The organism is Cellulomonas sp. NTE-D12 (assembly GCF_027923705.1).
Lineage (GTDB): Bacteria > Actinomycetota > Actinomycetes > Actinomycetales > Cellulomonadaceae > Cellulomonas.
Genome location: NZ_AP026442.1, coordinates 3,617,636 through 3,644,592 on the forward strand (window position 1 = coordinate 3,617,636; position 26,957 = coordinate 3,644,592).

The window sequence follows — 26,957 nt, forward strand, 5'->3', positions numbered from 1 at the left end:
AACGATCACGGCAACCCGTCGGGGTGGCTGTCCAGCCACGCCTGCGCATCCGCCGGCGTGTAGAGCTTGATCGGCGCCTGGATCACCTTGTCGTCCAGCTTCTTGCCGGCGATCGCGTCCTGCGCCGCGGCGAAGGCGAGCTTGCCGACCTCGATGCCGGAGATGTCGACCACGCCCTTGAGCACGGTCCCGGCCTTCAGCGCCGTGGCGATGTCGGTGGTCATGTCCGACCCGAAGGCGGCGATCTGGCCGTCCTTGCCGCGGTTGGAGATGCTCTTGAAGGCACCGACCGTCGCACCGCCGGACTGGCCGTACATGCCGGTGACGTCCGGGTGCGAGGTGAGGATCTGCTCGCCGACGGAGATCGCCGTGTCGGACTCCGTGCCCTGCTGGTCGGCGGCGATCGTGGCGCCCGGCACCGCCTTGGTCAAGGCGTCCTTGAAGCCCTGCATGCGCTGCTGGCAGACCTCGTACTGCTCGCAGTTGATCACGCCGATCTTCGGGTCGGCCACCTTCTGGTCGGTGAAGTACTTGCCGGCGAAGTCGCCCATCATCTGCCCGAACTTCACCGGGTCACCGAGGATGTACGCCGAGACGTACTGCTTCACGGCGTCGTCGTTGACGCAGGTGTTGTAGCAGATCACCGGGATGCCGGCGTCGTGCGCCTGCTTGACCGCGGCGACGGAGCCGTCGGTGGAGACGGCCGACATGATGATCGCGTTCACGCCCGAGGCGATCAGCGAGCTCATGAAGGAGTTCTCCTTCGAGACGTCACCGGCCGAGGTGCTCTCGACGATGTCGACCTTGACGCCCGAGGCGTCGGCGGCCTTCTTCACGCCGGCGCGGACGCCGCCGTAGTAGCCCTGGGAGTCCAGGTACATGGCGCCGATCCGGATGTGCTTCGCGCCACCGGACGCGCCGGCCGAGCCCGAGGACCCGGAGCCCGAGGCGCCGCTGGAGCATGCCGCGAGCAGCGTCACGGTCGCCGCCAGGGCGACGGTCAGTGTCACCCGTCGTCGCATGATGTGGAACATCGTGCTTCCTCTCCGTTGGGGAAACCATCAGTCGTGGGATGCGGCGTCCTGCGGACCTGGTCGGGGCTCCGCGGTGGTCACGCCGTGGTGGTGCGGTCGCTACGGGTGCTGCGGGGCGGGTCACTCTCTGTCGTGTCGGACCTCCCGGAGCAGAGAGGTCTGCAGGACGTGCAGGTGCGGGTTGCAGGGGTCGATCGCCCGCACCTCGTCGCACAGCCGCCGGGCGGACGCGTGGTCACCCCGGACGGCTGCGGCCTGGGCCCGCAGGATGCGGGCGGTCACCCGACGCCGCAGCGTCAGGTCGTCGTCGAACAGCAGCAGGGTCGGCAGCGACGTCGCGAAGTAGTCGATCGTCGCCTCGGCGCTCTTGGCCACCGTCGCCTCCGCGTCCAGCCCCTCGAGGAGCGCACCGGCCCGGACGTGCTCGCCGAGGCGCTGCCATGCGAGGACGGAGAACACGGTCTTCTCGCTGACCGCGGTGGGGGCCATGTCGAGGAAGTCCCCGTCGGCGGTCGCGGCCCGGAGCCAGGACGCCCTGGCAGCGTCGCCGTCGCCGGCTAGCGCCGACGCGTCGCCGAGCGCGAGGTCCAGGTCGGCGCGGTTCGCCAGCAGGTGGCGCCCCTCGCCCAGGTTCGCCGGTGGGTCCAGCGCCGCTCGAGCCGCCGCCTCGGCGGCTGACGCGTCACCGGCCGCGAGCGCCCGCTGGCACAGGTCGAGCTGTGCGAGGTCCCAGGCACCGAGCACCACGCCCTCGCCGCCCTCCCACGGCTGGAACGTCCGGGACCCGAGGACGGCGACGGCGGCCGCGGGGTCGTCCGTCAACGTGAGCAGCACCGCGAGCTGCGCCGACAGGTCGTCGCGCTCGGACACCAGGTCCGGACGCGCCGCCAGACGCTCCAGCCGCGCGGCCGGGTCCTCCCCGGAGCGGCGTGCGAGCTGGTCGCGTTCCGACAGGAGGCGCGCGTCGTCGGGCGCCAGCGCGAGCGCCCGCGCGTACCGGGCTGCCGCCTCGGCCGCGTCGTGGGCGTCGTTCCAGGCCGCGATGCCCAGGTTCCGCGCCACCACGGGGTCCTCGGGGTCGGCTCGTCGCCAGGACTCGACGGCGTCGGCGTGCCGCCCCTGGGCGTACAGCCAGTGGCCGAGCAGGCCGCGGGCCACCCCGTCGGCCGGGCGCTGCCCGATCGCCCACTCGAGCACCAGCGCGTCGGCCAGCCGCCCGGGGAAGCACCACGCCACGTCGGCGGCGGGCGCCTGGTCGAGCGCCGCTGCGGCCCCGGCCACGTCACCGGACGCCGCAAGGACGTGTGCCCGGTGGTAGCCCACCAACGGTCCCAACCGCGGCTCCCCGAGCACCGGCCGGGTCGCCTCGGCCTCCGCCGCCGCGTCGAGCAGCCGGAACGCGTCGGTCCACGAGCCGCACGCGGCGTACTCGAGGGCCACGTCGAGCAGCAGCTGCGCGCCGGCGTCCAGCCGCTCACCCAGCAGGTCGCGGAGCCACCAGTCGAGCGGGTCGACCGCGCGGGCGGCCGTCGCCGCTGCCCGGGCCTCCTCGTGCCGGCCGAGCGCACGCAGCGCGAGGACGCGCAGCGCCACCGCACGCAGGTGCCCCGACTCGACACCCAGCACCCGGCCGGTCAGGTCGAGCGCCTGCTCGGCACGTCCGGCTGCGAGGTCGATCGTCGCCATGACCGTCCAGGCCCCGACCCGCCACGGTGCGTTCCACGAGGCCTTGGCCAGGACGTCGTACGCCTCTGCGGTCCGGCCCTGGTCGCGCAGCACCAGCCCCAGCCGGTAGAACGGCTCGCCGTCGCGCGGGTTGGGGTTGCGCGCCGTCAGACGTGCGACGGCCCGGTTCGCCAGCGCCTCCGCCTCGTCGAGCAGGCCGGCATCGTGGCGTCGACGTGCGAGCGCCGTGCAGACCCGGCTGTCGTCGGGGTCCCGGCGCAGCGCCTCCTGCCAGTACACCTCCGGCGAGCGGGTGGCGTGCCGGTACTGCTCCAGGTGCAGTCCGGTCAGGTACAGCTCCTCCACGGTGGCCAGCTGCTCGGGCGGCACGGGCTCGGTGGCGGGCGCCGGTGCCGGCTCGGCCGGCGGCCGCTCGTCCGACCAGGCGATCAGCTCGTCGTCCCCGGCACGGACCACCACCCGGACAGCGCCCGTGCCGGCTGCGACGGTCGTCAGCAGCGGCCGACCCGGCTCCGCGGCGCCCGACGCGGTGCCGACCACGTCTCCTGCACCGTCGTGCACCGTCACGGTCAGCTGCGGGCGCCGCCGGGTCACGGCGACCCCGACCCGCACGGCCCCGTCGAGCACCTCCGCGCTGAGCGCCGCTTCGGCGTTCGCCACGTCGGCCGGGCCGATCTCCTGGATCGGGTACCAGCACTGCGTGAAAGTCTTCGTCTCGCCGGGGGCGAGGAACGAGAAGTCGGGCTGGTTGTCGGTGTAGACGCCGGCCATGAGCTCGATGTACGGCCCGTCGCCGTCCGTCAGGTTACGGTCCCACGCCCGCCCGAAGGGCGCGTTCCCCCAGGTCCACTGCTTCTTCCCGGGGGAGATGCGGTGGTCCGCGACGTGGACGAAGCCGGCCCGGGCGCGGTGGTCGTAGCCGCCGAAGTGGTCCCCACGCGACCCGACGCCCATGTACGACGTGGGCACGGGGATGTTGCGGAACCAGTCCAGCCGGTCCGCGTCGGGGTGCGCCTCGTCGACGCGTGCGGCGTAGTCCACGCCGTAGTACCGGGCGTCCGGGTGGGGGAAGGACACGACGGCCCGCTTGGCGTGGTCGGCGACGAACCGCACGTCGGCGGGGAAGAAGGACTGGTAGTGGTCGTTCACCGGCGCGGCGACGTTGGCCCACCACAGGAACGTCTGGACGGAGTCCGTCCTGTTGTAGAGCCGCACGCGCAGCTCGACCACCGCGCTTTCCGGGCGCAGCCGCACGCCGTGCATGCCCTTGAGCCGCATGAACGGGTCGAGATCGGCGCACCACACCGTCGCGGAGCCGTCCGGCTCACGCTCGATGGTCACGTCCGTCGGCAGGAACGTCGCCGGACGGTGGTGCTGCGGCCAGTTCAGCTCGACGCCACCCGAGATCCACGGTCCCAGCAGGCCGACCAGGGCGGGCTTGACGACGTTGTTCCGGTAGAAGAAGTCGTAGCCCCGCGTCTTGTCGAGCCCGACGTGGATCCGCCCCCCGAGGTCGGGGAGCACCATCACGCGGAGCCACTCGTTCTCCAGGTGCACCGCCTGCCAGCGCTTGGGCCGCTTGACCGGGTCGATCCGCTCGTGGAACGGCATGGGGTACACCCGGCCCGACGAGCCCTGGTACACCCGCCGGTCGAGGTAGAGCGGGAAGCGGGTCGGCGCCAGCGGCTGGTAGGTGTCGATCACGACGGGTTCCGACCAGGCGGCGACCCCCTGGTCCCAGGCGTCGCCCGGGGCCTCCGGGAGCTCGAGTCGCGACTCGTCGTTGAGCATGCGGCCGACGCTACGGACGCCGACGGTGGCCCCGGAATGTCGGAACCGACGGCACACCTGGACGAAACGACGATCTGGGGTAAGGATCGCCGCATGCCGCGCGCCGAGGGTTTCGCCGGTCAGCGCCTGCAGGTGCTGCCGCGCCCGCTCGTCGCCCAGGCATTGCGGCGCCCCGCGACGGGCCGGCTGGTCGTCACCGACTGCGGCTACTTCCCCCGGGCCACGGAGCACGGCCGTGAACGACCACGCGGGGCCGCCCAGGCGATCGTCATCCTGGTGACCGAGGGGTCGGGCTGGTGCCAGCTCGGGGCCGACCGGGTGACCGTGACGCGGGGGCAGGTGCTCGTCGTCCCCGCCGGCGAACCGCACGTGTACGGCGCCGACCCCGACACCCCCTGGACGATCTGGTGGATGCACGTCACCGGACCCGACGTCGCCGACCTGCTGCACGCCGCTCGGATCAGCGCCGCACGGCCGGTGGTGACCCTCCGCGAGCCGTACTCCGCCGCCGCCCTGATCGAGCAGGCGCTCGAGCGGATGGAGCACGACGACTCGGTGCCGAGCCTCGTCGCGGCCGCCGGCGCCGCCTGGCACTTCATGGCGCTGCTGGCCGCCGACCAGGTCTCGGGACGCCCGCAGGACGACCCCGTGACGCGCGCCCGCGAGTACCTGCAGTCACACGCCGGTACACGGACCTCCGTCGCCGAGCTCGCTGCCCTGGTCGGCCTGTCCCCGTCCCGGCTCGCCGAGCTGTTCCGGCTGCAGACGGGGACCAGCATCCTGGCGTACCAGACCCGGCAGCGGATGGCCCGGGCGCGGGAGCTGCTGGACACCACGACGGTGCCCGTGTCGGCGGTCGGCCGGGCCGTGGGGTACGACGACCCCTATTACTTCTCGCGCCACTTCCACAAGGTCCACGGCATGAGCCCGACGTCGTACCGGTCCCACGACAAGGGCTGACCTCGACGGCACCGGCTCGGCCACTTCCGGCGGCAGGCCGCGCCGGTGCAGGGTGCTCCTGTGACCGTGCTGATCCTGCTGCGCAACGGAGAGAGCCACGCGGATGCCCGGCAGTCCTATGCGGGCCTGCTGGATCCCGGCTTGACGCCGACGGGGATCGCCGAGGCGCAGACGGTGGCCGACCTGCTCGCGAGCAGGGGAGTGCGCCCGGACGTCGTCGTGACCTCTCCGCAGGCCCGAGCCGTCGAGACGGCGGACGCCCTGCTGGCGCGGCTCGACCTGGCCAAGCTCCCGCGAGTGACGTCCTGGCGCCTGGCGGCCCGTGACCTCGGCTGCCTGACGGGGGTGGCGAAGCCGCGCGCGATCAGCCTGTTCGGCGCGGAGTCGATGAGCGAGTGGCGGTTCTCCCCCGGCGGCAAGCCACCGGCAGCCAGCCCCGAGCGGATCCGAGCACTGCCGTGGCGACCGACGGCCGACCTGGTCCAGAGCCTGCCCTTCGGCGAAGGGGAGTCGCTGCGCGAGGTGGAGGACCGGCTGCGACCGTTCTGGGAGAGCCCGCTGCGCACGGAGCTCGCCGCCGGGCGGACCGTCCTGGTCGTCGCGCACACCGACTCGCTCCGAGCGCTGCGCCGGGTGATCGAGAGCTGCGGCCCCGACGAGGTCGACACCCTCCGGGTCGTGCCGGGGCAGCCGTTGGCCTACCGCACGGACACCTCCGGGAACGTCCGTCCACCGGCCCTGTACCTGGAGAACCACGCCGCCCTGTGAGCCGGCGCTCCGGCGTCAGGCCCGCCGAGGCGCGGGGAACATGTGCCCGAGCTGCTCGGCCAGCGCGCGGTCCCCGGTGACCCTGAGGCATCGCGCACCCTCGGCCGCGCTCAGCGTCTCGCGCCCGAAGGCGAACGCCCGCAGGGTGGCGGCGTCGGTCTCGAGCACCACGTCCGCGTCTGTCGTCCAGCCGGCGTGGATGTCGAGAGAGCCCTGCGTGATCGTGAGGGTGAAGGGCTCGTCGTCGATGCGGATCGCCACGACGCCGTCGCGGGAGGCGCCGGGGTCGAACACCGTCTCGAGGGCGACGAGCAGGGCACTCGTGCTGAGCTCCCGGTCCGTCGTCAACGGTTCCAGGCTGCCCCACCTGCCGAGCTCGATCAGCACGGGCTCGAGCGCCCGGCCGCGGTCGGTGAGCTCGTAGAGGGTCACGTCGCCGGGGGGCTCGAGGACGGTGCGGCGGAGGACGCCACCGGCCTCCAGCTCGCGCAGGCGTTGGGACAGCACGTTGGGGCTGATGCCGTGCAGACCCTTGCGGATCTGGGCGAACCGCTTGCCACCGAAGACGAGCTCCCGGACGACCAGCAACGCCCAGCGGTCGCCCAGCACGTCGAGAGCGCGGGCGATGCCGCAGGGGTCGTCATAGCGCGAGGTCGTCGGCACGATCGATCTCCATGTGGTTGTTTTTTAGGATCGCTAGTCCCATATTAGGACGATGCAGACGATCGTACTGACGACTCCCACGACGAGCGGGCCGACGGACACCCGATCGGCGCGACGCCCCCGACGGTCGGCCTGATGTGAGCGCCTACGTCCTCGTACCGGGTGCCGGCGGCGACAGCTGGTACTGGAGCTACGTCGCGCGCATGCTGACCGACGCGGGCCACGAGGTGACCGCCGTCGAACTTCCCGGTCCCGACGAGACGGCTGCGTTGCCCGAGTACGTCGATCTGGTCTGCGCCGCGACGCCCGACCGGGACGACGTCGTGCTGGTGGCGCAGTCCCTCGGCGGGTTCACCGCACCGCTGGTCGCGCAGCGAGAGCCCGTACGGTCGATCGTCCTGGTGAACGCGATGATCCCGACGCCGGGCGAGAAGGTCGGCGACTGGTGGGACGCCACGGGCTGGGCCGAGGCACGGACGGCGGCGGCCGTCCGCGGCGGCTATCCCGTCGAGTTCGACCTGGCGACGTACTTCCTGCACGACGTCGATCCGGAGGTCGCCGCCGCGGGTGAGCCGTACCAACGCCCGGAGGGCGATGCCGTCTTCGCGTCGGTCTGCGACTTCCCGTCCTGGCCCGACGTCCCGCTCCGCGTCGTCATCGGCGCCGAGGACCGCTTCTTCCCGGTCGAGTTCCAGCGGCGGCTCGCGCGTGAGCGCCTCGGGGTCGATCCGGAGGTGCTGCCCGGCGGGCACCTCATCGCGCTCTCGCAGCCTCGCGCGCTCGCCGACCACCTGCTGGGGGTGTGAGGTGGCCACGGTGCTGCTGGACGGCCTCGCGATCGGCGAGTCGCCGCGCTGGCACGAGGGCCGCTTGTGGCTGTGCAACTGGACCACGGGCCAGGTGCTGGCGGTCGACGTCGCGGGCCGGAGCACGGTCGTCGCGCAGGTCGACACCACTGTCCCGTACTCGATCGACTGGCGGCCTGACGGGACGCTGCTCGTCGTCTCCGGTCAGGAGGGCACGCTGCTGCGCCAGGAACCGGACGGGTCGCTGGTCACGCTCGCCGATCTGACCAGCCTCAGCCCCGTCTTCAACGAGATCGTGGTGGATCAGCGCGGCAACGCCTACGTCAACGGCACCGTCATCGCCGTGGTCCGTCCAGACGGCACCGCACGCCAGGTGGCCGAGGACCTCGCCTTCGGCAACGGGATGGCGATCACCCCGGACGGCCGGACCCTCATCGTCGCCGAGTCGCACGCCCACCGCCTCACCGCGTTCACCATCGAGAACGACGCGACACTGACGGACCGGCGCGTCTGGGCAGACCTCGGCGACGGCGTCCCCGACGGCATCTGCCTCGACGCCGACGGCGCCGTCTGGTACGCCGACGTGCCGAACGAGCGCTGCGTCCGGGTCCAGGAGGGCGGCCGGGTGCTGCAGACGGTCGACGTCGATCGGGGTGCGTTCGCGTGCATGCTCGGCGGTGACGACGGGACGACGTTGTTCATCCTCGCCGCGCGCTGGCGCGGCATGGCGCACCTCCTCGACGCGGAGGCGACGGGTCAGCTCCTCGTCGAGCGAGTCCGGGTGCCGCACGCCGGCCGCCCGTGACGCCGCACCGACGGACAGAAAGAGCCGGGAACCCTGAGGTTCCCGGCTCTTCGTCCTTGCCCATCTTGTCTGTGGCGTGTTCGTCCAAACCCGATCACACGCGCATTCCGCTCGCCCGGGCTTGACCGAGTCGATGGTCGATTTCCTGGATGCGGAGGCGGCGAACACCGTCGAACGCGCTGTGAACCCATGGCCTGGACCGTCCCCCGCCACCGCGTGTCAAGGTGCGCCGGGCAGCTCGCCGCGTGAACCGTTCACCACCTCAGACCAGGTGTCCGGAGAAGAGGGTCAGGCTCCGACCGTTCGAGGGTGAGTGCGCGAGACGGGAAGACCAGGGAAGTCAGGACCGTCTCCCCGTCATTGACGAACACTTCGACACTGCACGAGTCCGTGATGATGTGGAGCCTGACAGGTCCTTCGCCCCCAACAAGCACGGAGGTGCGCCTCGCGAAGTCCGGATGAAAGGACGTTTCTCCTGACGTTCGCCGATCGAGGGTGAGCACGCGGGAACGCGGGTGGTAGGTCAGGCTCGTGGTCTCGCCAGGTCCTCCGCCGAGCTCGATGGAATCGACTTCCTCCGGATCGGCACCGACGGTGATGTCCCATCCGAAGATGCCAGCTGCTCGGAGCTCGTCGACGGGTCGTTGCACGAGGATGACGTGGTCGTGCCGTGTCTCGAGTGTGAGTTCGCGCGGGATCGTCATCGCCCCACGCCAGGGGTGCGTCGGGGTGGCAGCGGCGTAGGACCAGTTGCTCATCCAGCCGATCAGGACGCGCCGCGAGCTGGGTGCGTCGTTCCAGGTAACGGCGGCGTAGCAGTCCCACCCGAAGTCGAGGCGACGAAATCCCGCTTCATCGCTCGCGAAGGTCACGCCGTCGAAGTGTCCGAGGGCGTACCAGGTTCCGCATCCGGCTGCGTCGCGTTCGTCGTTTGCACTGAGGATCAGAACATGCCGCGTTCGACCCGGGTCGCCGTCGACAGGTAGTTCGAACAGGTCTGGGCACTCCCAGAATCCGGCCGGCCGTGGCAGTGGGCCGAACGCGCTCAAGAACCGCCAGTCGCGTAGGTCTGCCGAGCGGTAGAACACAACCTGACGTGCCTCGGCTTCGACTGCGGCCATCAGCCAGTACCCGTCCGAGCCCGCCGAACCCGGCCACCATGTCACTTTCGGGTCCCGAAAGGCATGGGATTCGCGGTCGAGGACGGGGTTGCCTTCGTACTTGGTCCACACGGTCCCGTCGTCAGACCAGGCCAGGGATTGCGCCTGTCGTCCGGTGCCGTAGGCGCTGGTGTAGATAGCGACTTGTGGACCGCGTGCGCCCGTGCCCAGCCGTGAGGAGTCTGCCTCGTCGTTCACGATGGAGCCTGAGTAGATGGCTTCTGCCCCTGGACCGGCTCCCTCGTTCGCGAGGGCGACGGCGTGCTCGGTCCAGCTCACCAGGTCGGGGCTGCTTGCGTGCCCCCAGCTCATGTTGCCCCAGTCGTCGCCAGCAGGGTTGTACTGGTAGTAGAGGTGCCAGCGCCCGTCCCGGTGGGTGAGCCCGTTCGGGTCGTTGATCCAGTGCTGTCGTGGAGTGAAGTGGAACGCGGGCCGGTACCGCTCCGCGGGGGTGGTCATCGGGCGCGCACTGGCGCGGCGGTCGAGTTGCGTTCCACCGGCGGGCACGCGATGCGCGTAGCCCCGTTCACCGCCGGTGCGTCGATACCTAGCAGGAGTCGCACGCCGGCGACGCCGAGCTCGTAGTGGGGCAGCCCAACGGTGGACAGCGTTGGGCGCAGGTGGGCGGCGATGACCTCTTGGTTGTCGAACCCCACGACGGCGATGTCGTCAGGGATTGCGATCCCGTTCTCCCGCAACCCGTCGTAGACACCCATGGCGACGCGGTCGTTGTGGCAGAAGACGGCTGTTGCGCCTGTCTTGAGCACGTCAGGCACTGCGCCGAAGCCGCCTTCCTGGTCCGGTGCGGCGTCGATCACCAGTGCCGGGTCGAACTCGATCCCGGCGTCGGACAGTGCCCGGCGGTAGCCGGCGAGACGTCCGGTGCGCGCCGGGGACTCCGTCGTGGTGTTGATGAAGGCGATCTTCGTATGCCCGTGCTCGAGCAGCATGGTGGTCGCGGTGTAGCCGCCCTGCGCTTCGTCGGGCACAACGGCGGGCGCGTTGCCATCCTGGTCGGAGCAGTTCACGAGGACGAAGTCGGTCTCTCGCAGAGCGTCAGGAACCTCGACGGGCCGGTGGTACCAGGTGGAGTACAAGATGCCGTGCACCTTGTGCTCGAGCATCATCGCGATGGCGTCCTTCTCGACGTGCTCGGACCCTTCGGTGTTCGCCACGAGCAGGACGTAGCCGTGCTTCCACGCTTCGTCCTGGGCGCCGTGGATGATCTGCCCGGCGAACGGGGTGGACGCGATCGCGTCAGCGACAAGGCCGATGAACTTGGACGTGCCACTGACCAGAGTCTTGGCCATCGCGTTGGGTCGGTACCCAAGGTCCTTGACCGCGTTGCGAACACGCTGGCGGGTCTCCGCACCGATGCGAGCACCCTTCTTGTTGTTCAAGACCAGAGACACGGTCGCAACGGAGACGCCAGCTGCCTCCGCGACCTCGCGCATCGTGACGGGGTGGCGTGGGTGCGATCCGCTCCCCGCGGTGTCGGGGCCGGGGGCTCCAGACTGCGTGGACATCACGTGCTACCCCTTCGTTGCGCCGCTCTCGAGCCCGTAGATGATCGCCTTGTTCAGGACGAGGAACACAAGCAGGAGTGGCGTGATCGTGACACACACGGCCGCGAAGGTCGCGGTCCAGTCGATCTTGCCCATCGCGCCGATGTAGTTCTGGAGCCCGAGCGGGACCGTCTTCAGGCCCTCGGACAGCACGAAGGTGTTGGCGAAGATGAAGTCGTTCCAGATGAAGATGCTGTTGACGAGCACCACGGTGACGACCGTGTTGACCGACAAGGGCAGCGTGATGGACCAGAACACGCGGTACGGTCCGGCACCGTCCAGCGACGCGGCTTCGTAGTTCTCTCTCGGGATGTACTCGAAGAACGAGGTGAACAGGTACACAGACATCGGTAGGGCGAATCCGGCGAGCGGGATGATCATCGACTGGTAGGTGTCGAGCAGGCCGACTCGCGAGTAGTCGATGAACAGCGGCACCAGGGCGATCTGGACGGGGACGATGATTCCGATGAGGAACAGCCCCCGTACGAACCGCGCCAACCTGAAGCCGAGGACTTGGATGGCGTAGGCGGCCATCATCCCGAACACGACGATGCCGACGTTGGCGCCCGCGGTCACGATCAGACTGTTGACCATGTAGGTGCCGAGGCGGCCGATGGCGAAGGCACGCGAGAAGTTGTCCAGTGTGACCGTGTGCGGCAGGGCGAAGGGGTTCCCGGACGCGAAGTCGGCCTCCGGCCGCACGGCGGTCAGGAACACCCAGATCAGCGGGTAGATCTGGATGACGGCCAGCGTGATCACCAACGCGGTCGACAGCGCTCGGTGGCCGTCACGCCTCGAGCGTCGTGGCGCCTTGCGGAGCTGGGGTCGCCGCGGCTGGGCGATGGTCGTGGTGGGGTGCGCGAGGATGGTCATGACAGCGCCTTCCGGCGGTAGAGCAGGGCGATGAGGCCGACTGCCACGAGGCACTCCAGGACGATGAACACCGAGATGGAGCTCGCGTAGCCGTAGTCGGTGCTGGTGAACGCGGTCTTGTACATGTACGTGGTCAGCAGCTCGGACGACTGACCCGGGCCGCCGTTGGTCATGATGTAGGGGATGTCGAAGCCGCGCAGCCCGTACGTGGTGGCCATGATCGTCGTCGTGGTCCACACCGGCCGGATGTAGGGGAAGCGGATGTTGACGAAGACTCGCCACGCGGAGGCTCCGTCGAGGCGGGCCGCTTCCTCCAGCTCCTGAGGCACGGCGAGCAGGGCGGCGTAGATGATCAACGTGTACAGGCCAAGGAACCGCCACCCCTCGGGGATGGAGACGGCGGCCAGTACCGTGTGCACGTCTGAGGTCCACGAGCGTTCGAGACCGCTCAGGCCCACCCAGTGCAGTACCTGGTTGAGCAGGCCGACGGGTTCGATCGAGTAGATCCGGGCGAACAGGTAGGCGATGGCGACCGTGGAGATCACCGCCGGCAGCAGGTAGAGGGTCTTGAAGACCTCACGGCCACGTCGCACTGAGGTCAGCAGGCTCGCGACCAGGAGTGCACCGCCTAGCTGGAGCACCAGGCAGATCGCCAGGTAGCCCAGGGCGTTGCGGAACGCCCGCCAGAAGACGTCGTCGCCGAAGAGCATGTGGGTGTAGTTCGTCGTGCCGACGAACCGCAGGGAGCTGATGCCGTCCCAGGAGAAGAAGCTCAAGAACAGCGACTGCAGGATCGGGAAGAGCACCGCCACGCCGTACAGCAGCAACGGGGGGATCAGGAAGACCAGGACGGACTTCCGAGATCGGTGGGGAAGCATGGGTTGGGCCTTCCAGGTGGGGCCGGCTCAACGGGTTGAACCCGATCGGTCGAACCGGCCCCACCGTCTCAGAGCGGAGGCTGTCAGGATGCGCCGCGAGTGAGCGCGTTCACCCGAAGAACTTCGGTGCGTTCTCGCTCAGTGTCTTGTCCATCGTGTCGATGAACGCCGATGCGGATGTGTCGCCCTGAACGAGGAGGGTCTCCTCCTGCTGCAGGCGGGTGTTGGTCGTCGGGTCGAGCTGGGTGTCCCAGGGGAAGCAGATCGCGTTGCCGAGGTCATTCGCCTCGTCGAGGGCCTTCTGGTACAGAGGGGACGCGTTGCCCGGGACGGTGGTCTTCACGTTCGTCGTCGGGGACAGCGAACCGGAAGCGGCGTACGCGGCGGGGTACTTGGTGAGGGCGAACTTGAGGAAGTCCTTGACGAGGGGGTCGTAGGACTGGGCGCTCACGGCCATCCCGATGCCCGACGTGGCGACGTACTCGTTGGCCGCTGTGGCTGATCCCGCCGCGGCGGGCAGCCGGAAGAAGTCAACGTTCTGACGAACGGACGGGTCGAGCTTGTCGGTCGCCAGGCTGGACAGCTCCCAGGTCCCGATGTTGTACATCGCGGCCTTGCCCGAGGTGAACAGGTTCTGCGCGTCGGAGTAGCCCTGGGAGGCGAACCCGTCCTGGAAGCACTTGTTCGAGCCGAGCTTGGCCAGCCAGTCCGCTGCCGCGGTGCCGGCCGCGTCGGAGAACTTCGCACCGCCCGTCTTGAGGGTCTTGACGTAGTCAGGTCCAGCGGTGCGGAACGGGTGGTAGGACATGTACCGCTCGAGCGGCCACTGGTCCTGCCCGTCAATCGCGATCGGTGTCACTCCGGCCGTCCGCAGCGCCGTGCACATCGCCGGGATGTCATCCAATGACGTCGGCACCGAGACGCCGGCCTTCTGGAAGAGCGCCTTGTTGTACCAGAAGAACTCCAGCTCGAACTGCATCGGCACCATGTACAGCGACCCGTCGTCGAAACGCTGGTAGTTCAGCGCGTTCGCCCGGTAGCTGTCATACAGGCCCAGGTCCTTCAGGAGCTTGTCGACGTCCACGAGCTTGCCCTGCTTGGCCAGCTTCTGCGCGAACGGGGTCGCGTCGGTGTCGAAGAGCTCGGGCAGCTTGTTCGCCGCTGCGAGGGTCTCGTACTTCTGGATGTAGGACGGTCGATCCGGGGTGGTGATCAGGTTCAGTGAGAATCCCGGGTGCGTGGACGCGTAGTCCTCGGCGATCTTCTTCATCGTGGTGATGACCGCCCCGTCCGCAGGCCGGGACAGCAGCCATGAGATCTGCCGACCCTTGACCGGCCCGGTCGCGTTCCCGCTCGCCGTGGCGCCGCCACCGCCGCTGCTGCACGCGGCGAGGAGAGCCACCGCGGCGGCCACGGCGGTCACCTTCATCGTGTTCTTCATCGAACAGCTCATCTCCTTGATGGGGTGGTGGCTCTCTTCACAACGAAGAGAGGTGGAGCATGGACGGGCTCAGCTGTCAGCTCGAACCCGCAGGCTGAGGTCGGTCACCGTGGCGCGCCCTTCCCCGACGAAGACTCCGACCCGGCCGGCGTTCCGGTCGTAGATCCGAGCACTGAGCGAGACGGCACCGTCGACGACGGCCACCAGCAGGTCGTGATCGAGCACGACCTCCAGGACGTGCTCACCGGCCGGAAGGGTGCACGGACGTTCCAGGTCGAACGGCACATCGCCGGAGATCTGCCACTGCATCGGGCCGGTCGAAGCGCGTGGCCACCGGTCGAGCACCATCCGATGGCGGCGCGGCTCCAACCGGACCACGTACCCCTCGTCACCGTCGGCGCTAGCCCGAAGGAGTACGCCCGCCTCGGTGGTGCCGTCGGTGATGTCGAAGGCGACCCTCAGGTAGCCGGTCACCGGCGCGGCGACGGTCGACACGACCGCCGCGTACCCGTCTGGGGCGTCCAGGACCAACGGTGTCGGGATGTCGATGACCGGCACATCCCGGTTGAATCCTTCGACCAGCTCGGCCGGCAACCCGAACCGCAGGCTTCCGTCGTCGTTCTGGTGCGCCTCCAGAGTGGACAGGGTCCCCGCCCACTGCCAGGCCCCCGCGTCGCAGTTACCTTCCTTGCTGGCGATCCAGCCGAAGAAGAACCGACGATCGCCGCGCGCGGCGGACTTGGCCGCGTAGAAGGCGCGGCCATCGACAGTGTCGTGATCCGGGACGGTCCAGGGACCGGTCGGGCTCGTACCGACGCGGTACCGGGTTGTGAACGTCTCCGAGAACTCGGAGAACACCAGGTACCACCAGTCGCCCCACGCGAAGACGTCCGGGCACTCGTGCATCAGGAACCGGTGCGGATCCCAGAACGGCTCCGTCAACGTCCAGTCGACGAGATCTGTCGAGGTGAGCTGCGCCAGGACTCCCCGACGACGGTCGGGCCCTTCCTGGTGGCGTCCGGCGATCACCATCCGCCAGAGCCCGGCCTGGTCGTCGTAGAAGACGAACGGGTCGCGCCAGTCAGCTGTCTCGTACCCGGCCGGTGCGCCCAGCTCCCAGGCGGCATCGCGCACCCACGTGCCCATCTCGTCGGCACTTGTCGCGCGACGCACGACCTGCAGCGGCAGTCCGTCTGCTCCGAGGCGTTCGGGGTTCTGAGCTGTGTAGAACAGGTGGAAGACGTTGGCGTCGTCGCGCACGACGCTGCCCGTGTAGGCATTGAAGTCGGGGTCGGCCGGTCCACCGCACTCGAAGCTGATCCCTCGGTCGTCGAACCGGACAAGATCCTTCGTCACGGCCAGAGCCCACGGAGTTCCAGGCTTCGGGTCGTCACGCCGCTCCAGCAGGTAGAAGAGCCAGAACGCACCATCGACGGCCACGGGGATCACGTCCCCCACCCAGCCCGACTCCGGCTGGAAGAAGGCCGAATACTCGATCGTCACTTCGGGAGCCCCTTCGCTCAAACGTTTGATCTGAGGCTAGCCGGTGCGCCGCGCGATGGTCAAGCGTTTGATCTGCGCCGGCCACGAGCTCCGTTGCCGCAGACTCCGCCCCGGAGCCGGCGGCCGATTGGGCCGCCGGCGCCTCCCCGCCCGGCACGGACACGACAACGACGAAGGCCATCGGTTGAGCGAGTCCCACGGCGTGAAGGATCCGCGGGGCGTGCACGACCGGCAGCCGCAGGAGAGCGCCGTGGCGAGGTCCACTGAGGGCGCAACCGCGGCAGCAATGCCGCTTCGTCTCGCGAGGAGTTGGGGTCGTCTAGGGGTCAGCCTTCTCTATGGAGCGGCCCGACGTTGTGGGGCTAATGGGTCAGGTGAGACGCTCGGCCGCCAACCGCGGGAGTGGTGCGCCCCGCGCGGCGGTTCCCCCTTGGTACCCGCATGGTGAGGCGAGGTCTGAGGCCAGCGCACGCCGGTCCTGACTGCGACCGCTGTGACGTTGAAGGGCGAGGCCGGGAGCACGAGCACGAGCAGCTGAGTCGAACGGTCCCCGGTGGGCCCGAGCGACTGGCCGCAAGCCACAGCACGGCCAGTCGCTCGTTCCGCTACGACGGTGAACCCGGGCCAGGTGCGGCTGCCCGGTCAGGACGTCTTCGCGCGTGCGTAGGAGGTCCGCACCACACCTTCGGCGACCCACACGCCGGGCAGCGGTCCACCTGGCCTCGCAGCCTCTCGCCGTTCGTCATGGCTGTCATGGGTGTGTACATCCATGTCGGTGCTCGCCGGGGTCAGGACGCCGGCTTGTTGGAGAATGTGACCTGGTCGAGAGAGATGTGACCCCACGAGCCGGTGTTGTTGTCGACGACTTGCAGCTCCGCGGTCTGGCCGACGAGGTCGTTCACGTCCCAGGTCTGCCACGTCAGGTGCTCGTCGTCGTGGCCGGTCATCGTGCGCACGACCTGGCCACCCACGAGGAGGTTCACCGTGGTCTGGTCGTCGGACTCACCGACGACTGCATTCGGCACGCTGCTGAAGAGGATCTGGTCCACCATCAGGTGCCCCCAGGACCCCGCCGCGTGGTCGACGACCTCGAGGTGCGCCGTCCGTCCGATGAGGTCATGAACGTCCCAGCTCACGCTGGACATGGTGGCCGAGTCGTGACCTGTGGCGGTGCGCATCACGGTGTTGTCGACGATCAGGTTGACCGCGGTGGCACCGCTTGCGAAGTAGGGGTGGTTGCCACCCGCGATGAGAAAGTCGATGTAGTCGCGTGTGATCGTGAAGTCGGGCGACCGGACTGCGCCCATGGCGGAGTCTCCGCCGCCGACGTAGGTGTCGAGCACCTGGGAACCGACCTGGTTCGGCAGGGAGTCGGCGCTCGGTCCCTGGCTGGCGAAGTCGCCTGATGCGGTCCAGCCGCTTCCCCACGTGGAGCCCTCGAAGCCCTGGAACAGCGTCGACGGCCGTGGATGATTGCCGCCGCCGACGAGCGCGTTGATGTAGCGCGCCCCGATGGTGAACGACGGCGAGGTGAGCGTGCCGGTGGAGGCGTCGCCGCCGTTGTAGCTGGTCGCAAGCCTGGATCCTTCGTAGCCGCTGACGGGCTGCTGGCCGGGCAGGGTGCCGGACGCCGGACCCGCGCCGAAGGCAGTGCCGGACGTCGTCCAGCTCCCATACGTGGAGGACTCGAAGTCGTCGTAGGGCATGTCGGGTGCTGCAGCGGTCGTGATGCTGTCGAGCTCGCGGATGGAGGTGTTGCTGAAGGTGGCGCTGCCGCCCGAGCTGTAGAGCAGGATGCCGTTGTCGTTCGGGTCGAACATCACCTGGTTCGACAGCACCTGCCGACCGTCGTCGATGAAGACCTCCACGCTCGAGCGGTCGACGAGGATCCTGAGATGGAGGGACGTGCGCCCTGCACCCACGGGCGCCTGGGACTGCTTCAGGCCGCCGAAGGCGTGTGCGGTGAAGTCCGAGGCGGTCCGGTCGACGTACACGTTGCCCTGGTAGTAGCCGATGCTCGTCTTGTGGTCCAGGTCTGAGGAGACGCCGACGGAGACGCCGACGTTGGTGGCGCTCGTCCAGGCAACGTCGGTATCGAGCTCGTAGGCCGCGCCGTGGTACGCAAGCTGGCCTTGGCCGTCGACAGTCTGAGTCGGAAGGGTCGACGTGCGGCTGGTGATGCCATCCAGCCCGGAGGTCGGTTGCGAGAGCAGGCTGTAGACCCCGCTGCCCTCCGACTTCAGCGTCAGGTCGCGCACGACCGACATCTGGCCGTTGTAGCCGTCACTCAGGTCGGTCTTGATCGGGTGGGGGGCGTAGTTCCAGTTGTCCATCCAGCCGATCGCATGCCGCACCGTGTCGGGGCTGGTGCTGTCGGGCCACGTCACGCCGGCGTACCAGTCCCAGCCGTAGTCCAGCCACTGCGGTGCCGACTGGTCGGGGGTGTACGACGTCCCGTCCCAGTTCCCGGGCCAGTAGGCGTAGGTGTCAGGTTGGCCGCTGTAGTCGCCCTGCATGCTGGCTCCCAGGACCCAATGGGTGGTGCCGTCGTCGGCCTTCATCTGGAACAGGTCGGGGCACTCGAACCCGCCGATGTTCGGGCTGGTGTACGAGAAGGTCGAACTGTAGGTCCAGTGCTTGAGGTCGACCGAGGTGTAGAAGACCGCCTTCTGCTGCTCACCGATGACGGCGACCCAGTCGGAGTGGGTGCTGTCCCAGGCGATCTTCGGGTCGCGGAACCAGTTGGAGCCGTCGGTGTTCGTGATGACCGGCGCCCCGTAGGGCGTGAACGTCGAGCCGCCGTCCGTGGAGTACCACAGGTACTGCTCCTGCTTGTACGCATCGCCGTCGGTGGGTTGCGTCGCCAACGCCACCACAGCACCTGCGCCGAAGCCGGCGGTGTTGTTGGTGTCGACCACCGACGACCCAGTCCACACGGGGAACCGGCTAGAAAGAGGGATGGCCGCGCCCTGATCCGTGAAGACGGCGTTGTCGGACGTCGTCGTGTGTCGCCATCCGCCCGGTCCGTTGTCGAGTGCGCTCGAAAGGTAGTACAGGCTCGTCGTGCCGCCGATCGTTATCGGGCGCTGCGGGTCACTCAGCCACCCCGAAGGAGGCGTGAGGTGGTAGACGGCGCGCTGGGTGTCGGCTGGAGCGGTGGTCTCCGTGACCAACCGTGCACCGCCCAGATGCAGCGACGGTGCGGCCAACGCAAGTGCCGCAACCGCAGCCCCGGCTGCAGCAGCCGCAGTTGCACCGACGGCAACACGGCGGACGGCGGCCCAAGGCCGGAAGTTCTTCAGAGCGCGCACGTTCATCGGACTCCTTGATCAAACGCTTGACCAGCGTGACGCGCGTCACTGTATTCGTGCTCAAACGTTCCATCAAGGGGCATCTTGGTGTCGCCGGAAGTCTCCTTCGAGTGGTCACCAACCCCACCGCCGGCACCACACAGCCGGCGGGCGTGCCCACCCAACAAGCCACCACCGCGACGACCACCCGGGCTAGCACGACAGCGTGCTAGCGAACACCCAGGTCAGCCCCGCAAACAGCAACTCCCGGCCGAGGAAGACCCCGACCGGGAGTTAGCCGAACCCAAGAGCATCCGTTGGACGGACACCCCTCTGTGCGCGAGGCGGGATTTGAACCCGCACGCCCTTTCGGACACTGGCACCTGAAGCCAGCGCGTCTGCCGTTCCGCCACTCGCGCGCGCCGGAGAACATTAGCACGGTGCCAGGGGCCCCCGACGCCACCGTCATGACCCCCCGCAAGCGCCCCTCCAGCCCCCGCCGCGGGCACGGACGAGCCCTCCCCACGGCCCCGCGCCGCACCGGCAGCGGTCCCCCCAGACCCGGCACCAACGGCCCACACCAGCGCGCCGAGCAGCACCGACGCCGCAGCGCGCTGCCCACGCGGATACGATCGAACCGGGTCGGCGCGCACCCACGCTCGCGCACACCCCCTCGCCTGGCCCCTCCGCCGGCGACGACCGGTGAAGGAGGTGGCGTGATGGGCATCCTCGACAAGTTCGAGAACGGGGTGGAGCGCGCGGTCAACAACGCCTTCACCCGCTTCGCCCGGAGCGAGGTCAAGCCGGTCGAGCTGGTCAGCGCGCTGCGCCGCGAGGTGGACGACCGGGCGGCGGTGGTGGACCGGGACCGGACCGTCGTGCCCAACGACTTCGTCATCGAGCTGTCCACGTCGGACTACGACCAGGTCGAGGCGTGGGGCGCCGAGACGCTGGCCGACGAGTTCGCGGCGAACGTCACCGACCACGCCGCCAGCCAGCGGTACGCCTTCGTCGGGCCGGTGACCGTGTCCTTCGCCGAGGACCCGGACCTGGAGACGGGCCGGTTCACGGTGAAGAGCTCGACGGTGCGCGGTGCGGTGGCGCCGGCCACCACGGCTGCGCCGAGCCCGCGGCACCCGCTGCTGGACATCGACGGTCAGCGGTACCTGCTGACCGGTCCGGTGACGGTGATCGGCCGCGGCTCGGAGGCGGACATCATCGTCGACGACCCCGGCGTCTCCCGTCGGCACCTGGAGATCCGCGTCACGCCGGACGGTGTGATCGCCACGGACCTCGGCTCCACCAACGGACTGTTCGTCGAGGGCCACCAGGTCCCCGCCGCCACCCTGCTCGACGGCAACACGCTCACCATCGGCCGCACCCGGATCCTGTTCTGGACCGGTGGCGAGCCGGAAGCGGACGGGTGACACCGGCGCATGAGCGAGGTCACGGTCACTCTGCTGCGCTGGGGATACCTGGCGCTGCTGTGGGTCCTGGTGCTGTCCGCCATCTCGGTGCTCCGCCGGGACCTGTACGGCACCCGGATCGTCGACCGCCGACGCGCCGCGCAGGCCGCCCGCAGCAGTAACGCCCAGCCGGTCCCCGCGTCCACCATCCCGGAACCGCCGAGCCCCGCGGCACCCGAGGCCGCCGCACCGGCCCGGCAGCCGCGCCGCTCGCGCTCCACCGGCGGCCCCACCCGCCTGGTGGTGACCGAAGGGGCGCTGCGCGGCACCATCCTCCCGCTGGGCTCGTCGTCCGTGCTGGTCGGCCGCTCGCCCAGCTGCACCCTGGTGCTGGACGACGACTACTCGTCCTCCCGCCACGCCCGCCTGTTCCAGCAGGGCGACCAGTGGTTCGTCGAGGACCTCGGCTCCACCAACGGCACGTTCGTCGGCGAGCGTCGCGTCGAGTCACCCACCCCCGTCCCCACCGGCACGCCGGTGCGGGTGGGCCGCAGCGTCCTCGAGCTGCAGAGGTAACCGGGTGAGCATCGGCCTGCGGTACGCGGCCCGGTCCGACGTGGGGCTGGTCCGCGCCAACAACCAGGACTCGGCCTACGCCGGTCCGCACCTGCTGATGGTCGCGGACGGCATGGGCGGGCACGCCGGCGGCGACGTCGCGTCCTCGGTGGCGGTGGCGGCGTTCGCGCCGCTGGACGACGAGGCGCACGGCCCGGACGACGCGCTCGCCGAGCTGGAGCAGGCGATGGAGAGCGCGCGCGAGGAGATCATCGCGCGTTCCGAGGCCGAGCCGGACCTGACGGGCATGGGCACGACGGTGACGGCGATCCTGCGCACCGGCAACAAGCTGGCGATGGCCCACATCGGCGACTCGCGCGGCTACCTGCTGCGCGACGGCGAGCTGACGCAGGTCACCACCGACCACACGTTCGTCCAGCACCTGGTGGACACCGGCAAGATCACGCCGGAGGAGGCGGTGCACCACCCGCAGCGGTCGGTGGTGATGCGCGTGCTCGGCGACTTCGACACCGACGTCACCCCGGACCTGTCGGTGCGCGAGGCCCGCCGCGGCGACCGGTGGCTGCTGTGCTCGGACGGGCTGTCCGGGTTCGTCAGCGGGGACACGCTCGCCGAGACGCTGCGCGAGATCCCGGACGTCGACGCCTGCGCCGACCGCCTGGTGCAGCTGGCGCTGCGCGCCGGCGGTGGCGACAACATCACGGTGATCGTCGCGGACGTCGTCGAGCTCGACGACCTGCGGGACGGCACCGCCCCCGGCACCGCGACCACGGTGGTCGGCGCCGCCGCCAGCTCCCGCAACCGGCCCACCTCGGCGGCGGACGGTCCAGCGGCACGTGCGGCGAACCTGACCAAGCGGGCCGCTCGCGCCGTCGGGCTGGGTGGCGCGGCGCACGAGGCGGAGGACGACGACAACCACGCCGCCGCGGTGGACGACGAGGAGGCGGCCGACGAGCGCGCCGCCGAGTCCGGCCCGACGCGCCGGAGCCTGCTGGTGGTGTGGTCCGCGGCGCTCGGCCTGGTGCTGGTGCTGCTCGGTGCCGGCTACGCGTGGAGCCAGACGCAGTACTTCGTCGGCGACGACGGCGGCCGGGTCGGGGTGTTCCGCGGTGTGCCGTCGTCCGTCGGACCGCTCCAGCTCTCGTCGGTGGTGGAGCACAGCGACGTGCAGGTCGGCACGCTGCCGGACTACCTGCAGCAGCGCGTGCGGGCGACCATCCGGGCGACCTCGCTCTCCTCGGCGCGTGACCAGGTGTCGGCCCTCGCCCAGGCGGTGCCGACCCCCGAGCCGTCCGCCAGCCCGACGCCGACGGCATCGGCCACACCGAGCCCGACCACCAGCCCGGACGCGACGTTCACCGCCTCCCCGCTCCCGGCCCCGGTCCCGACCGTCGTCGGCCCGTGATGGCGACCGTCCAGCCCCTGCGGGTCCGCTCCGGCCGTGGCGTCGAGCTCGGCCTGCTCGTGCTCGCCCTGGTGCTCGGCGTGGCGGCGTACGCCCTGGTCGGCCTGGGGGTGAAGGACAAGGTCCCGTCGAACGTGCTCTGGTACGGCGTCGGCATGGCGGTGATGGCCGTCGGCATGCACCTGGTGCTGCGGTGGCGGGCTCCGTACGCCGACCCGGTGATCCTGCCGATCGTCGTCGCGCTGAACGGCATCGGCCTGGCGATGATCTACCGGCTGGACCTCGCCGCCGAGTCCAAGGGCCACCCCACCGACTTCGCCGGCAAGCAGCTGGTGTGGACCGCGATCTCGGTGGTGCTCGCCGCCGTCGTGCTGATCTGGCTGCGCGACCACCGCACCCTGCGCCGGTACACGTACACGGCGGGCGTCGCAGCGCTGGTGCTCATGGCCTCGCCGATGCTGCCGGTGATCGGCAAGGACGTGAACGGTGCCCGGATCTGGGTCCGGGTGGGCGGCGTCGGCCTGCAGCCCGCGGAGCTGGCCAAGATCGCGCTGGCGATCTTCTTCGCCGGCTACCTCGTCACCAACCGGGACACGCTCACGCTCGCCGGGCCGAAGGTGCTCGGGCTGCAGCTGCCGCGCGTCCGCGACCTGGGCCCGATCCTGGTCGTCTGGGGCGTCTCGCTGGCGATCCTGGTGCTGCAGAGCGACCTCGGCACGTCCCTGCTGTTCTTCGGGCTGTTCGTCGCGGTGCTCTACCTCGCCACGGAGCGGATCTCCTGGGTGGCCATCGGCCTGGTGCTGTTCGCAGGCGGCGCCGCCGCAGCGGTCGCGGCGATCCCGCACGTCGCCGTGCGCTTCTCGGCGTGGTCCGACGCCCTGTCGAACGCCGAGTTCAACCGGCCCTTCGGTGGCTCCGGCCAGCTGGTCCGCGGCCTGTTCGGCATGGCCAGCGGCGGGCTGTTCGGCACCGGCTGGGGCCAGGGCCGGCCCGACCTGGTCCCGTTCGCCGAGTCCGACTTCATCGTCCCGTCGCTCGGCGAGGAGCTGGGGCTGACGGGCCTGCTGGCGATCCTCGTCCTCTACGCGGTGCTGACCGAGCGCGGGCTGCGCACGGCGATCGGCGTGCGGGACGGGTTCGGCAAGCTGCTGGCCGGCGGCCTGGCGTTCGTGATGGCGTTCCAGGTGTTCGTCGTCGTCGGCGGTGTGACGCGCCTGATCCCGCTGACCGGCCTGACCACGCCGTTCCTGGCGTACGGCGGCTCGTCGCTGCTGGCCAACTGGGTGATCGTGGCGCTGCTGCTGCGGGTGTCGGACGACGCCCGGCGGCCGGCACCGGCGATGCGAGCGGTCGCCACGCCCTCCGGCGGCACGCCCGCGGTCGGCAACCCGGCCGTCGGCGGCCCGGTGGTCCGGCGTCCCGCGCCGCGCGGTGCCGAGCCGGACGAGAACCCGACGGAGCGGATCGGGGGTCTGCCGTGAACACCCCGCTGCGCCGCCTCGCGACCATGATGCTGGTGATGTTCGTCGCCCTGATGGGCAGCGCCACCTGGGTGCAGTTCGTCCAGGCGAGCAAGCTGAACAACGACCCGCGCAACGTCCGCACCCTGTACCGGGAGTTCGGCAACCCGCGCGGGCCCATCGTGGCCGGCGGCACGGCCATCGCCTCGAGCACCAAGGTGAACGACGCCTTCGGCTACCAGCGGCAGTACGCCGCCGGCGACGTGTACTCGGCGGTGACCGGCTACTACTCGGTGGCCAACGGTCGGTCGCAGCTCGAGCTGGCCGCGAACTCCCAGCTGACCGGCCGCAGCGACCAGCTGTTCTTCACGCGCATCCGCGACCTGCTCACCGGCAAGGCGACCGAGGGCGCGGCGGTGGAGACGACGATCCTGCCGGCAGCCCAGCAGGCGGCGCGGACCGCGCTCGGCAACCAGCGTGGGGCCGTCGTCGCCATCGAGCCGTCCACCGGCAAGATCCTCGCGATGGTGTCCACCCCCGGGTTCGACCCCAACGCCCTCGCGGTGCACGACACCGCCGCCGCCAACGCCGCCTTCCAGCAGCTGAACAAGGCGGACGGCAACCCGCTGCTGAACAAGGCGATCAGCGACCGGTTCGCCCCCGGCTCCACGTTCAAGCTGGTCACCGCGGCGGCGGCGCTGGCGAGCGGGAAGTACACCGCGCAGACGCAGGTGCCCGCGCCCCTCCAGCTGACGCTGCCGAACACCACTGCCACCCTCAGCAACTTCGGTGGCGAGAGCTGCGGCGGTGCGACCGTCAGCCTCGCTGACGCGCTGCGGGTCTCCTGCAACACGGCGTTCGCGCAGGTGGGCCTGGACCTCGGCGCCGCGGCGATCAAGGCGCAGGCGGACAAGTTCGGCTTCGACGACCCGTCGCTGACCGTCCCGATGCCGGTCGTGCAGTCGGTGGTGCCGGCCGGGCTGGACGCACCCGAGACGGCGCAGTCGGCCATCGGCCAGCGCGACGTGCAGGCGACGCCCCTGCAGATGGCGATGGTCGCCGCGGCGATCGCCAACGGTGGCGTGCTGATGCGGCCCTACCTGATCCAGACGGTGCGTGCTGCGGACCTGACGGTGGTCAGCCAGGCGCAGCCCAGCACCTACTCCCAGGCCATGTCGTCCGCCGACGCCGCGACGCTGCGCGACATGATGCTCGGCGTCGTCAACAACGGCACCGGCACCGCGGCGCAGATCCCGGGCATGCAGGTGGCGGGCAAGACGGGCACGGCCGAGACGGCCGCCGGCCAGGCGCCGCACGCGTGGTTCGCCGCGTTCGCCCCGGCCGACGCACCGAAGGTGGCCGTCGCGGTGTTCGTCGAGCACGGCGGCAGCCTCGGCAACGACGCGACCGGCGGTGCCGTCGCCGCGCCGATCGCCAAGGCCGTGATCAAGGCGGTGACCGGAAAGTGAGGACGGCACCGGGGGTCGCGCTCGGCGGCCGGTACAGGCTCGCCCGCCGCATCGCGGTGGGTGGCATGGGCGAGGTGTGGGAGGCGCAGGACGAGGCGCTCGGCCGGCCCGTCGCGGTGAAGGTGCTGCGTGAGGAGTTCGCCGGCGACCGCGGCTTCCTCGAGCGGTTCCGCACGGAGGCCCGGAACTCCGCGGCCTTGTCGCACGGCAACATCGCCGCGCTGTACGACTACGGCGAGCAGGACGGTTCGGCGTACCTGGTCCAGGAGCTCGTCGTCGGCGAACCCCTCTCCGACCTGCTGGAACGCGAACCGGTGCTCGAGCCCCGTCGGCTGCTGCCGATCCTCGCCCAGACGGCCCGCGCGCTGCACGCCGCGCACGAGGCCGGGGTGGTGCACCGCGACGTGAAGCCGGGCAACATCCTGATCGGCCGCGGCAACCGGGTGAAGATCACCGACTTCGGCGTCTCGCTGGCGCAGGACCAGCCGACCATGACGGCGACCGGCATGGTGATGGGCACCGCCCAGTACCTGTCCCCGGAGCAGGCCGTCGGCCGGCCGGCCACGCGTCTGTCGGACCTGTACTCCCTGGGCGTGGTGGCCTACGAGGCGCTGGCCGGCAAGCGGCCCTTCACCGGGCCGACCGCGGTCGACATCGCGGTCGCCCACGTCAACGACCCGGTCCCGCCGCTGCCGTCGTCGGTCGACCACGCGCTCGCCGACCTGGTGCTCCGCCTGCTGTCGAAGGACCCGGCCAAGCGACCGCAGTCCGGCGAGCAGCTGGCCGTCACCCTCGACCGGCTGCTGCCGCACACGCCGGTGTCCGGCGTCCCGATGGTGGTCACCGCACCGGAGCCGCCGGTCCGGGTGCCGACGGGCACGGCGACGGGCACTCCGACGGGCACGGTCGCCGGGACCGCAACGGGTGCGCCGGCCGGGACCGCGGCGCGCACGGGCACGTCGACCACCGGCACGTCGGACGCTCGCACCGCGACCCCCGCCGCTCGCTCCGCCGACGCCGTCCCCCCGTCCTTCCCGCCCCGCCACCGCGTCCGGCCGGCAGAGGCCTCCGCCGGCCGGCACACCGCTCCCCGCACGGCACCGGCCGCCGGCACCCGCTCCACCCGCTCGGGAGCGGCGTCGCCGTCCACCCCGGGCTGGGTGACCGAGGTGACCACCCGGGGACCGGCCCGGTGGCGCTGGATCGTGGTGATCGCGGTGCTGATCGTGGTGGCGCTGCTGGGGGCAGCCCTGGCCAGCAGCCTGACCAGGGCGGACGCGGTCCCGGGGACGACGGCACCGGGCGCCGTGCTCGCAGCCACGCCGGACGGCACCGGTCCGACCGCCGTTACGGATGGGATGATCGGGCAGGACGGCCGGTGGCACACCACCGCCGACGGACGACGCTGAAGGGCACCT

At 70.4% G+C, this 26,957-nt stretch carries 20 protein-coding genes and 1 tRNA gene; 10 read left to right on the plus strand and 11 right to left on the minus strand.

Annotated features, from left to right (window positions below):
* Nucleotides 1-5 precede the first annotated feature (5 nt).
* Nucleotides 6-1,034: a substrate-binding domain-containing protein gene (locus tag QMF98_RS16645; protein WP_337974026.1), complete on the minus strand. Its 1,029-nt coding sequence runs from the start codon at nt 1,032-1,034 to the stop codon at nt 6-8.
* A gap of 120 nt (nt 1,035-1,154) precedes the next feature.
* Nucleotides 1,155-4,511: a DUF5107 domain-containing protein gene (locus QMF98_RS16650; RefSeq protein ID WP_337974027.1), complete on the minus strand. Its 3,357-nt coding sequence runs from the start codon at nt 4,509-4,511 to the stop codon at nt 1,155-1,157.
* A 93-nt stretch (nt 4,512-4,604) separates the two neighbouring features.
* On the opposite strand from QMF98_RS16650, the gene QMF98_RS16655 reads away from it, so the two are divergent.
* A complete protein-coding gene (locus QMF98_RS16655) occupies nt 4,605-5,471 on the plus strand; it encodes a helix-turn-helix domain-containing protein (protein ID WP_337974028.1) in 867 nt (288 codons plus the stop codon).
* Nucleotides 5,472-5,531: 60 nt separating this feature from the next.
* Complete coding sequence (locus QMF98_RS16660; protein WP_337974029.1) at nt 5,532-6,239, plus strand: 2,3-bisphosphoglycerate-dependent phosphoglycerate mutase; 708 nt, start codon at nt 5,532-5,534, stop codon at nt 6,237-6,239.
* 15 nt (nt 6,240-6,254) lie between these two features.
* Here QMF98_RS16660 and QMF98_RS16665 read toward each other — a convergent pair whose 3' ends face one another.
* Nucleotides 6,255-6,902 (minus strand): winged helix-turn-helix transcriptional regulator, encoded by a 648-nt coding sequence (locus QMF98_RS16665; RefSeq protein ID WP_337974030.1) that lies wholly within the window; start codon nt 6,900-6,902, stop codon nt 6,255-6,257.
* A 137-nt stretch (nt 6,903-7,039) separates the two neighbouring features.
* On the opposite strand from QMF98_RS16665, the gene QMF98_RS16670 reads away from it, so the two are divergent.
* Both QMF98_RS16670 and QMF98_RS16675 read left to right on the plus strand, forming a co-directional pair.
* A complete protein-coding gene (locus QMF98_RS16670) occupies nt 7,040-7,708 on the plus strand; it encodes an alpha/beta fold hydrolase (protein ID WP_337974031.1) in 669 nt (222 codons plus the stop codon).
* A gap of 1 nt (nt 7,709) precedes the next feature.
* Nucleotides 7,710-8,513 carry an SMP-30/gluconolactonase/LRE family protein gene (locus QMF98_RS16675; RefSeq protein WP_337974032.1) on the plus strand — a complete coding sequence of 268 codons (804 nt, stop codon included), beginning with the start codon at nt 7,710-7,712 and terminating at the stop codon, nt 8,511-8,513.
* 254 nt (nt 8,514-8,767) lie between these two features.
* Here the strand turns inward: QMF98_RS16675 and QMF98_RS16680 are convergent, their stop codons facing one another.
* The 8 genes from QMF98_RS16680 to QMF98_RS16715 all read right to left on the minus strand — a co-directional run bounded on the left by QMF98_RS16680 (nt 8,768) and on the right by QMF98_RS16715 (nt 19,642).
* Nucleotides 8,768-10,132 (minus strand): glycoside hydrolase family 32 protein, encoded by a 1,365-nt coding sequence (locus QMF98_RS16680; protein ID WP_337974033.1) that lies wholly within the window; start codon nt 10,130-10,132, stop codon nt 8,768-8,770.
* Nucleotides 10,129-11,127 (minus strand): LacI family DNA-binding transcriptional regulator, encoded by a 999-nt coding sequence (locus QMF98_RS16685; protein ID WP_490715629.1) that lies wholly within the window; start codon nt 11,125-11,127, stop codon nt 10,129-10,131. Before QMF98_RS16685 ends, QMF98_RS16680 begins: the two co-directional genes overlap by 4 nt.
* Nucleotides 11,128-11,205: 78 nt before the next feature.
* Nucleotides 11,206-12,111: a carbohydrate ABC transporter permease gene (locus QMF98_RS16690; protein WP_337974034.1), complete on the minus strand. Its 906-nt coding sequence runs from the start codon at nt 12,109-12,111 to the stop codon at nt 11,206-11,208.
* Nucleotides 12,108-12,989, minus strand: coding sequence for a carbohydrate ABC transporter permease (locus QMF98_RS16695; protein ID WP_337974035.1), 882 nt, complete (start codon nt 12,987-12,989; stop codon nt 12,108-12,110). The genes QMF98_RS16690 and QMF98_RS16695 overlap by 4 nt, the downstream gene beginning before the upstream one ends.
* 109 nt (nt 12,990-13,098) lie before the next feature.
* The gene (locus tag QMF98_RS16700; protein ID WP_337974036.1) at nt 13,099-14,430 is read right to left on the minus strand and encodes an ABC transporter substrate-binding protein; all 1,332 of its coding nucleotides are present in this window, start codon (nt 14,428-14,430) and stop codon (nt 13,099-13,101) included.
* A 69-nt stretch (nt 14,431-14,499) separates the two neighbouring features.
* Nucleotides 14,500-15,927 carry a GH32 C-terminal domain-containing protein gene (locus tag QMF98_RS16705; RefSeq protein ID WP_337975662.1) on the minus strand — a complete coding sequence of 476 codons (1,428 nt, stop codon included), beginning with the start codon at nt 15,925-15,927 and terminating at the stop codon, nt 14,500-14,502.
* Nucleotides 15,928-16,721: 794 nt separating this feature from the next.
* Nucleotides 16,722-19,250 (minus strand): glycoside hydrolase family 32 protein, encoded by a 2,529-nt coding sequence (locus QMF98_RS16710; protein WP_337974037.1) that lies wholly within the window; start codon nt 19,248-19,250, stop codon nt 16,722-16,724.
* Nucleotides 19,251-19,559: 309 nt separating this feature from the next.
* Nucleotides 19,560-19,642: transfer RNA gene (locus QMF98_RS16715), tRNA-Leu, on the minus strand.
* A 300-nt stretch (nt 19,643-19,942) separates the two neighbouring features.
* Between QMF98_RS16715 and QMF98_RS16720 the strand changes: the two genes are divergently transcribed.
* From QMF98_RS16720 to QMF98_RS16745, 6 genes are read left to right on the plus strand one after another with little or no spacing between them, the layout of a single operon-like run.
* Nucleotides 19,943-20,650 carry an FHA domain-containing protein gene (locus QMF98_RS16720; protein WP_263731025.1) on the plus strand — a complete coding sequence of 236 codons (708 nt, stop codon included), beginning with the start codon at nt 19,943-19,945 and terminating at the stop codon, nt 20,648-20,650.
* Between the two features lie 9 nt (nt 20,651-20,659).
* Nucleotides 20,660-21,205, plus strand: a complete 546-nt coding sequence (locus QMF98_RS16725; protein WP_337974038.1) for an FHA domain-containing protein FhaB/FipA — start codon at nt 20,660-20,662, stop codon at nt 21,203-21,205.
* A gap of 4 nt (nt 21,206-21,209) precedes the next feature.
* Nucleotides 21,210-22,610: a Stp1/IreP family PP2C-type Ser/Thr phosphatase gene (locus QMF98_RS16730; protein WP_337974039.1), complete on the plus strand. Its 1,401-nt coding sequence runs from the start codon at nt 21,210-21,212 to the stop codon at nt 22,608-22,610.
* Nucleotides 22,610-24,091 (plus strand): FtsW/RodA/SpoVE family cell cycle protein, encoded by a 1,482-nt coding sequence (locus QMF98_RS16735; RefSeq protein ID WP_337974040.1) that lies wholly within the window; start codon nt 22,610-22,612, stop codon nt 24,089-24,091. The genes QMF98_RS16730 and QMF98_RS16735 overlap by 1 nt, the downstream gene beginning before the upstream one ends.
* Entirely contained in the window at nt 24,088-25,539 is a 1,452-nt protein-coding gene (locus QMF98_RS16740) for a peptidoglycan D,D-transpeptidase FtsI family protein (RefSeq protein WP_337974041.1), read from the plus strand. Before QMF98_RS16735 ends, QMF98_RS16740 begins: the two co-directional genes overlap by 4 nt.
* Entirely contained in the window at nt 25,536-26,948 is a 1,413-nt protein-coding gene (locus QMF98_RS16745; protein WP_337974042.1) for a serine/threonine-protein kinase, read from the plus strand. Before QMF98_RS16740 ends, QMF98_RS16745 begins: the two co-directional genes overlap by 4 nt.
* Nucleotides 26,949-26,957: the final 9 nt, after the last annotated feature.

Coding starts and splice junctions, on each gene's coding strand:
- QMF98_RS16695 (WP_337974035.1), bottom strand. CDS start 12,989: ATGCTTCCCCACCGATCTCGGAAGTCCGTCCTGGTCTTCCTGATCCCC.
- QMF98_RS16645 (WP_337974026.1), bottom strand. CDS start 1,034: ATGTTCCACATCATGCGACGACGGGTGACACTGACCGTCGCCCTGGCG.
- QMF98_RS16655 (WP_337974028.1), top strand. CDS start 4,605: ATGCCGCGCGCCGAGGGTTTCGCCGGTCAGCGCCTGCAGGTGCTGCCG.
- QMF98_RS16720 (WP_263731025.1), top strand. CDS start 19,943: ATGGGCATCCTCGACAAGTTCGAGAACGGGGTGGAGCGCGCGGTCAAC.
- QMF98_RS16700 (WP_337974036.1), bottom strand. CDS start 14,430: ATGAAGAACACGATGAAGGTGACCGCCGTGGCCGCCGCGGTGGCTCTC.
- QMF98_RS16650 (WP_337974027.1), bottom strand. CDS start 4,511: ATGCTCAACGACGAGTCGCGACTCGAGCTCCCGGAGGCCCCGGGCGAC.
- QMF98_RS16690 (WP_337974034.1), bottom strand. CDS start 12,111: ATGACCATCCTCGCGCACCCCACCACGACCATCGCCCAGCCGCGGCGA.
- QMF98_RS16680 (WP_337974033.1), bottom strand. CDS start 10,132: ATGACCACCCCCGCGGAGCGGTACCGGCCCGCGTTCCACTTCACTCCA.
- QMF98_RS16710 (WP_337974037.1), bottom strand. CDS start 19,250: ATGAACGTGCGCGCTCTGAAGAACTTCCGGCCTTGGGCCGCCGTCCGC.
- QMF98_RS16685 (WP_490715629.1), bottom strand. CDS start 11,127: ATGCGCGAGGTCGCGGAGGCAGCTGGCGTCTCCGTTGCGACCGTGTCT.
- QMF98_RS16735 (WP_337974040.1), top strand. CDS start 22,610: ATGGCGACCGTCCAGCCCCTGCGGGTCCGCTCCGGCCGTGGCGTCGAG.
- QMF98_RS16725 (WP_337974038.1), top strand. CDS start 20,660: ATGAGCGAGGTCACGGTCACTCTGCTGCGCTGGGGATACCTGGCGCTG.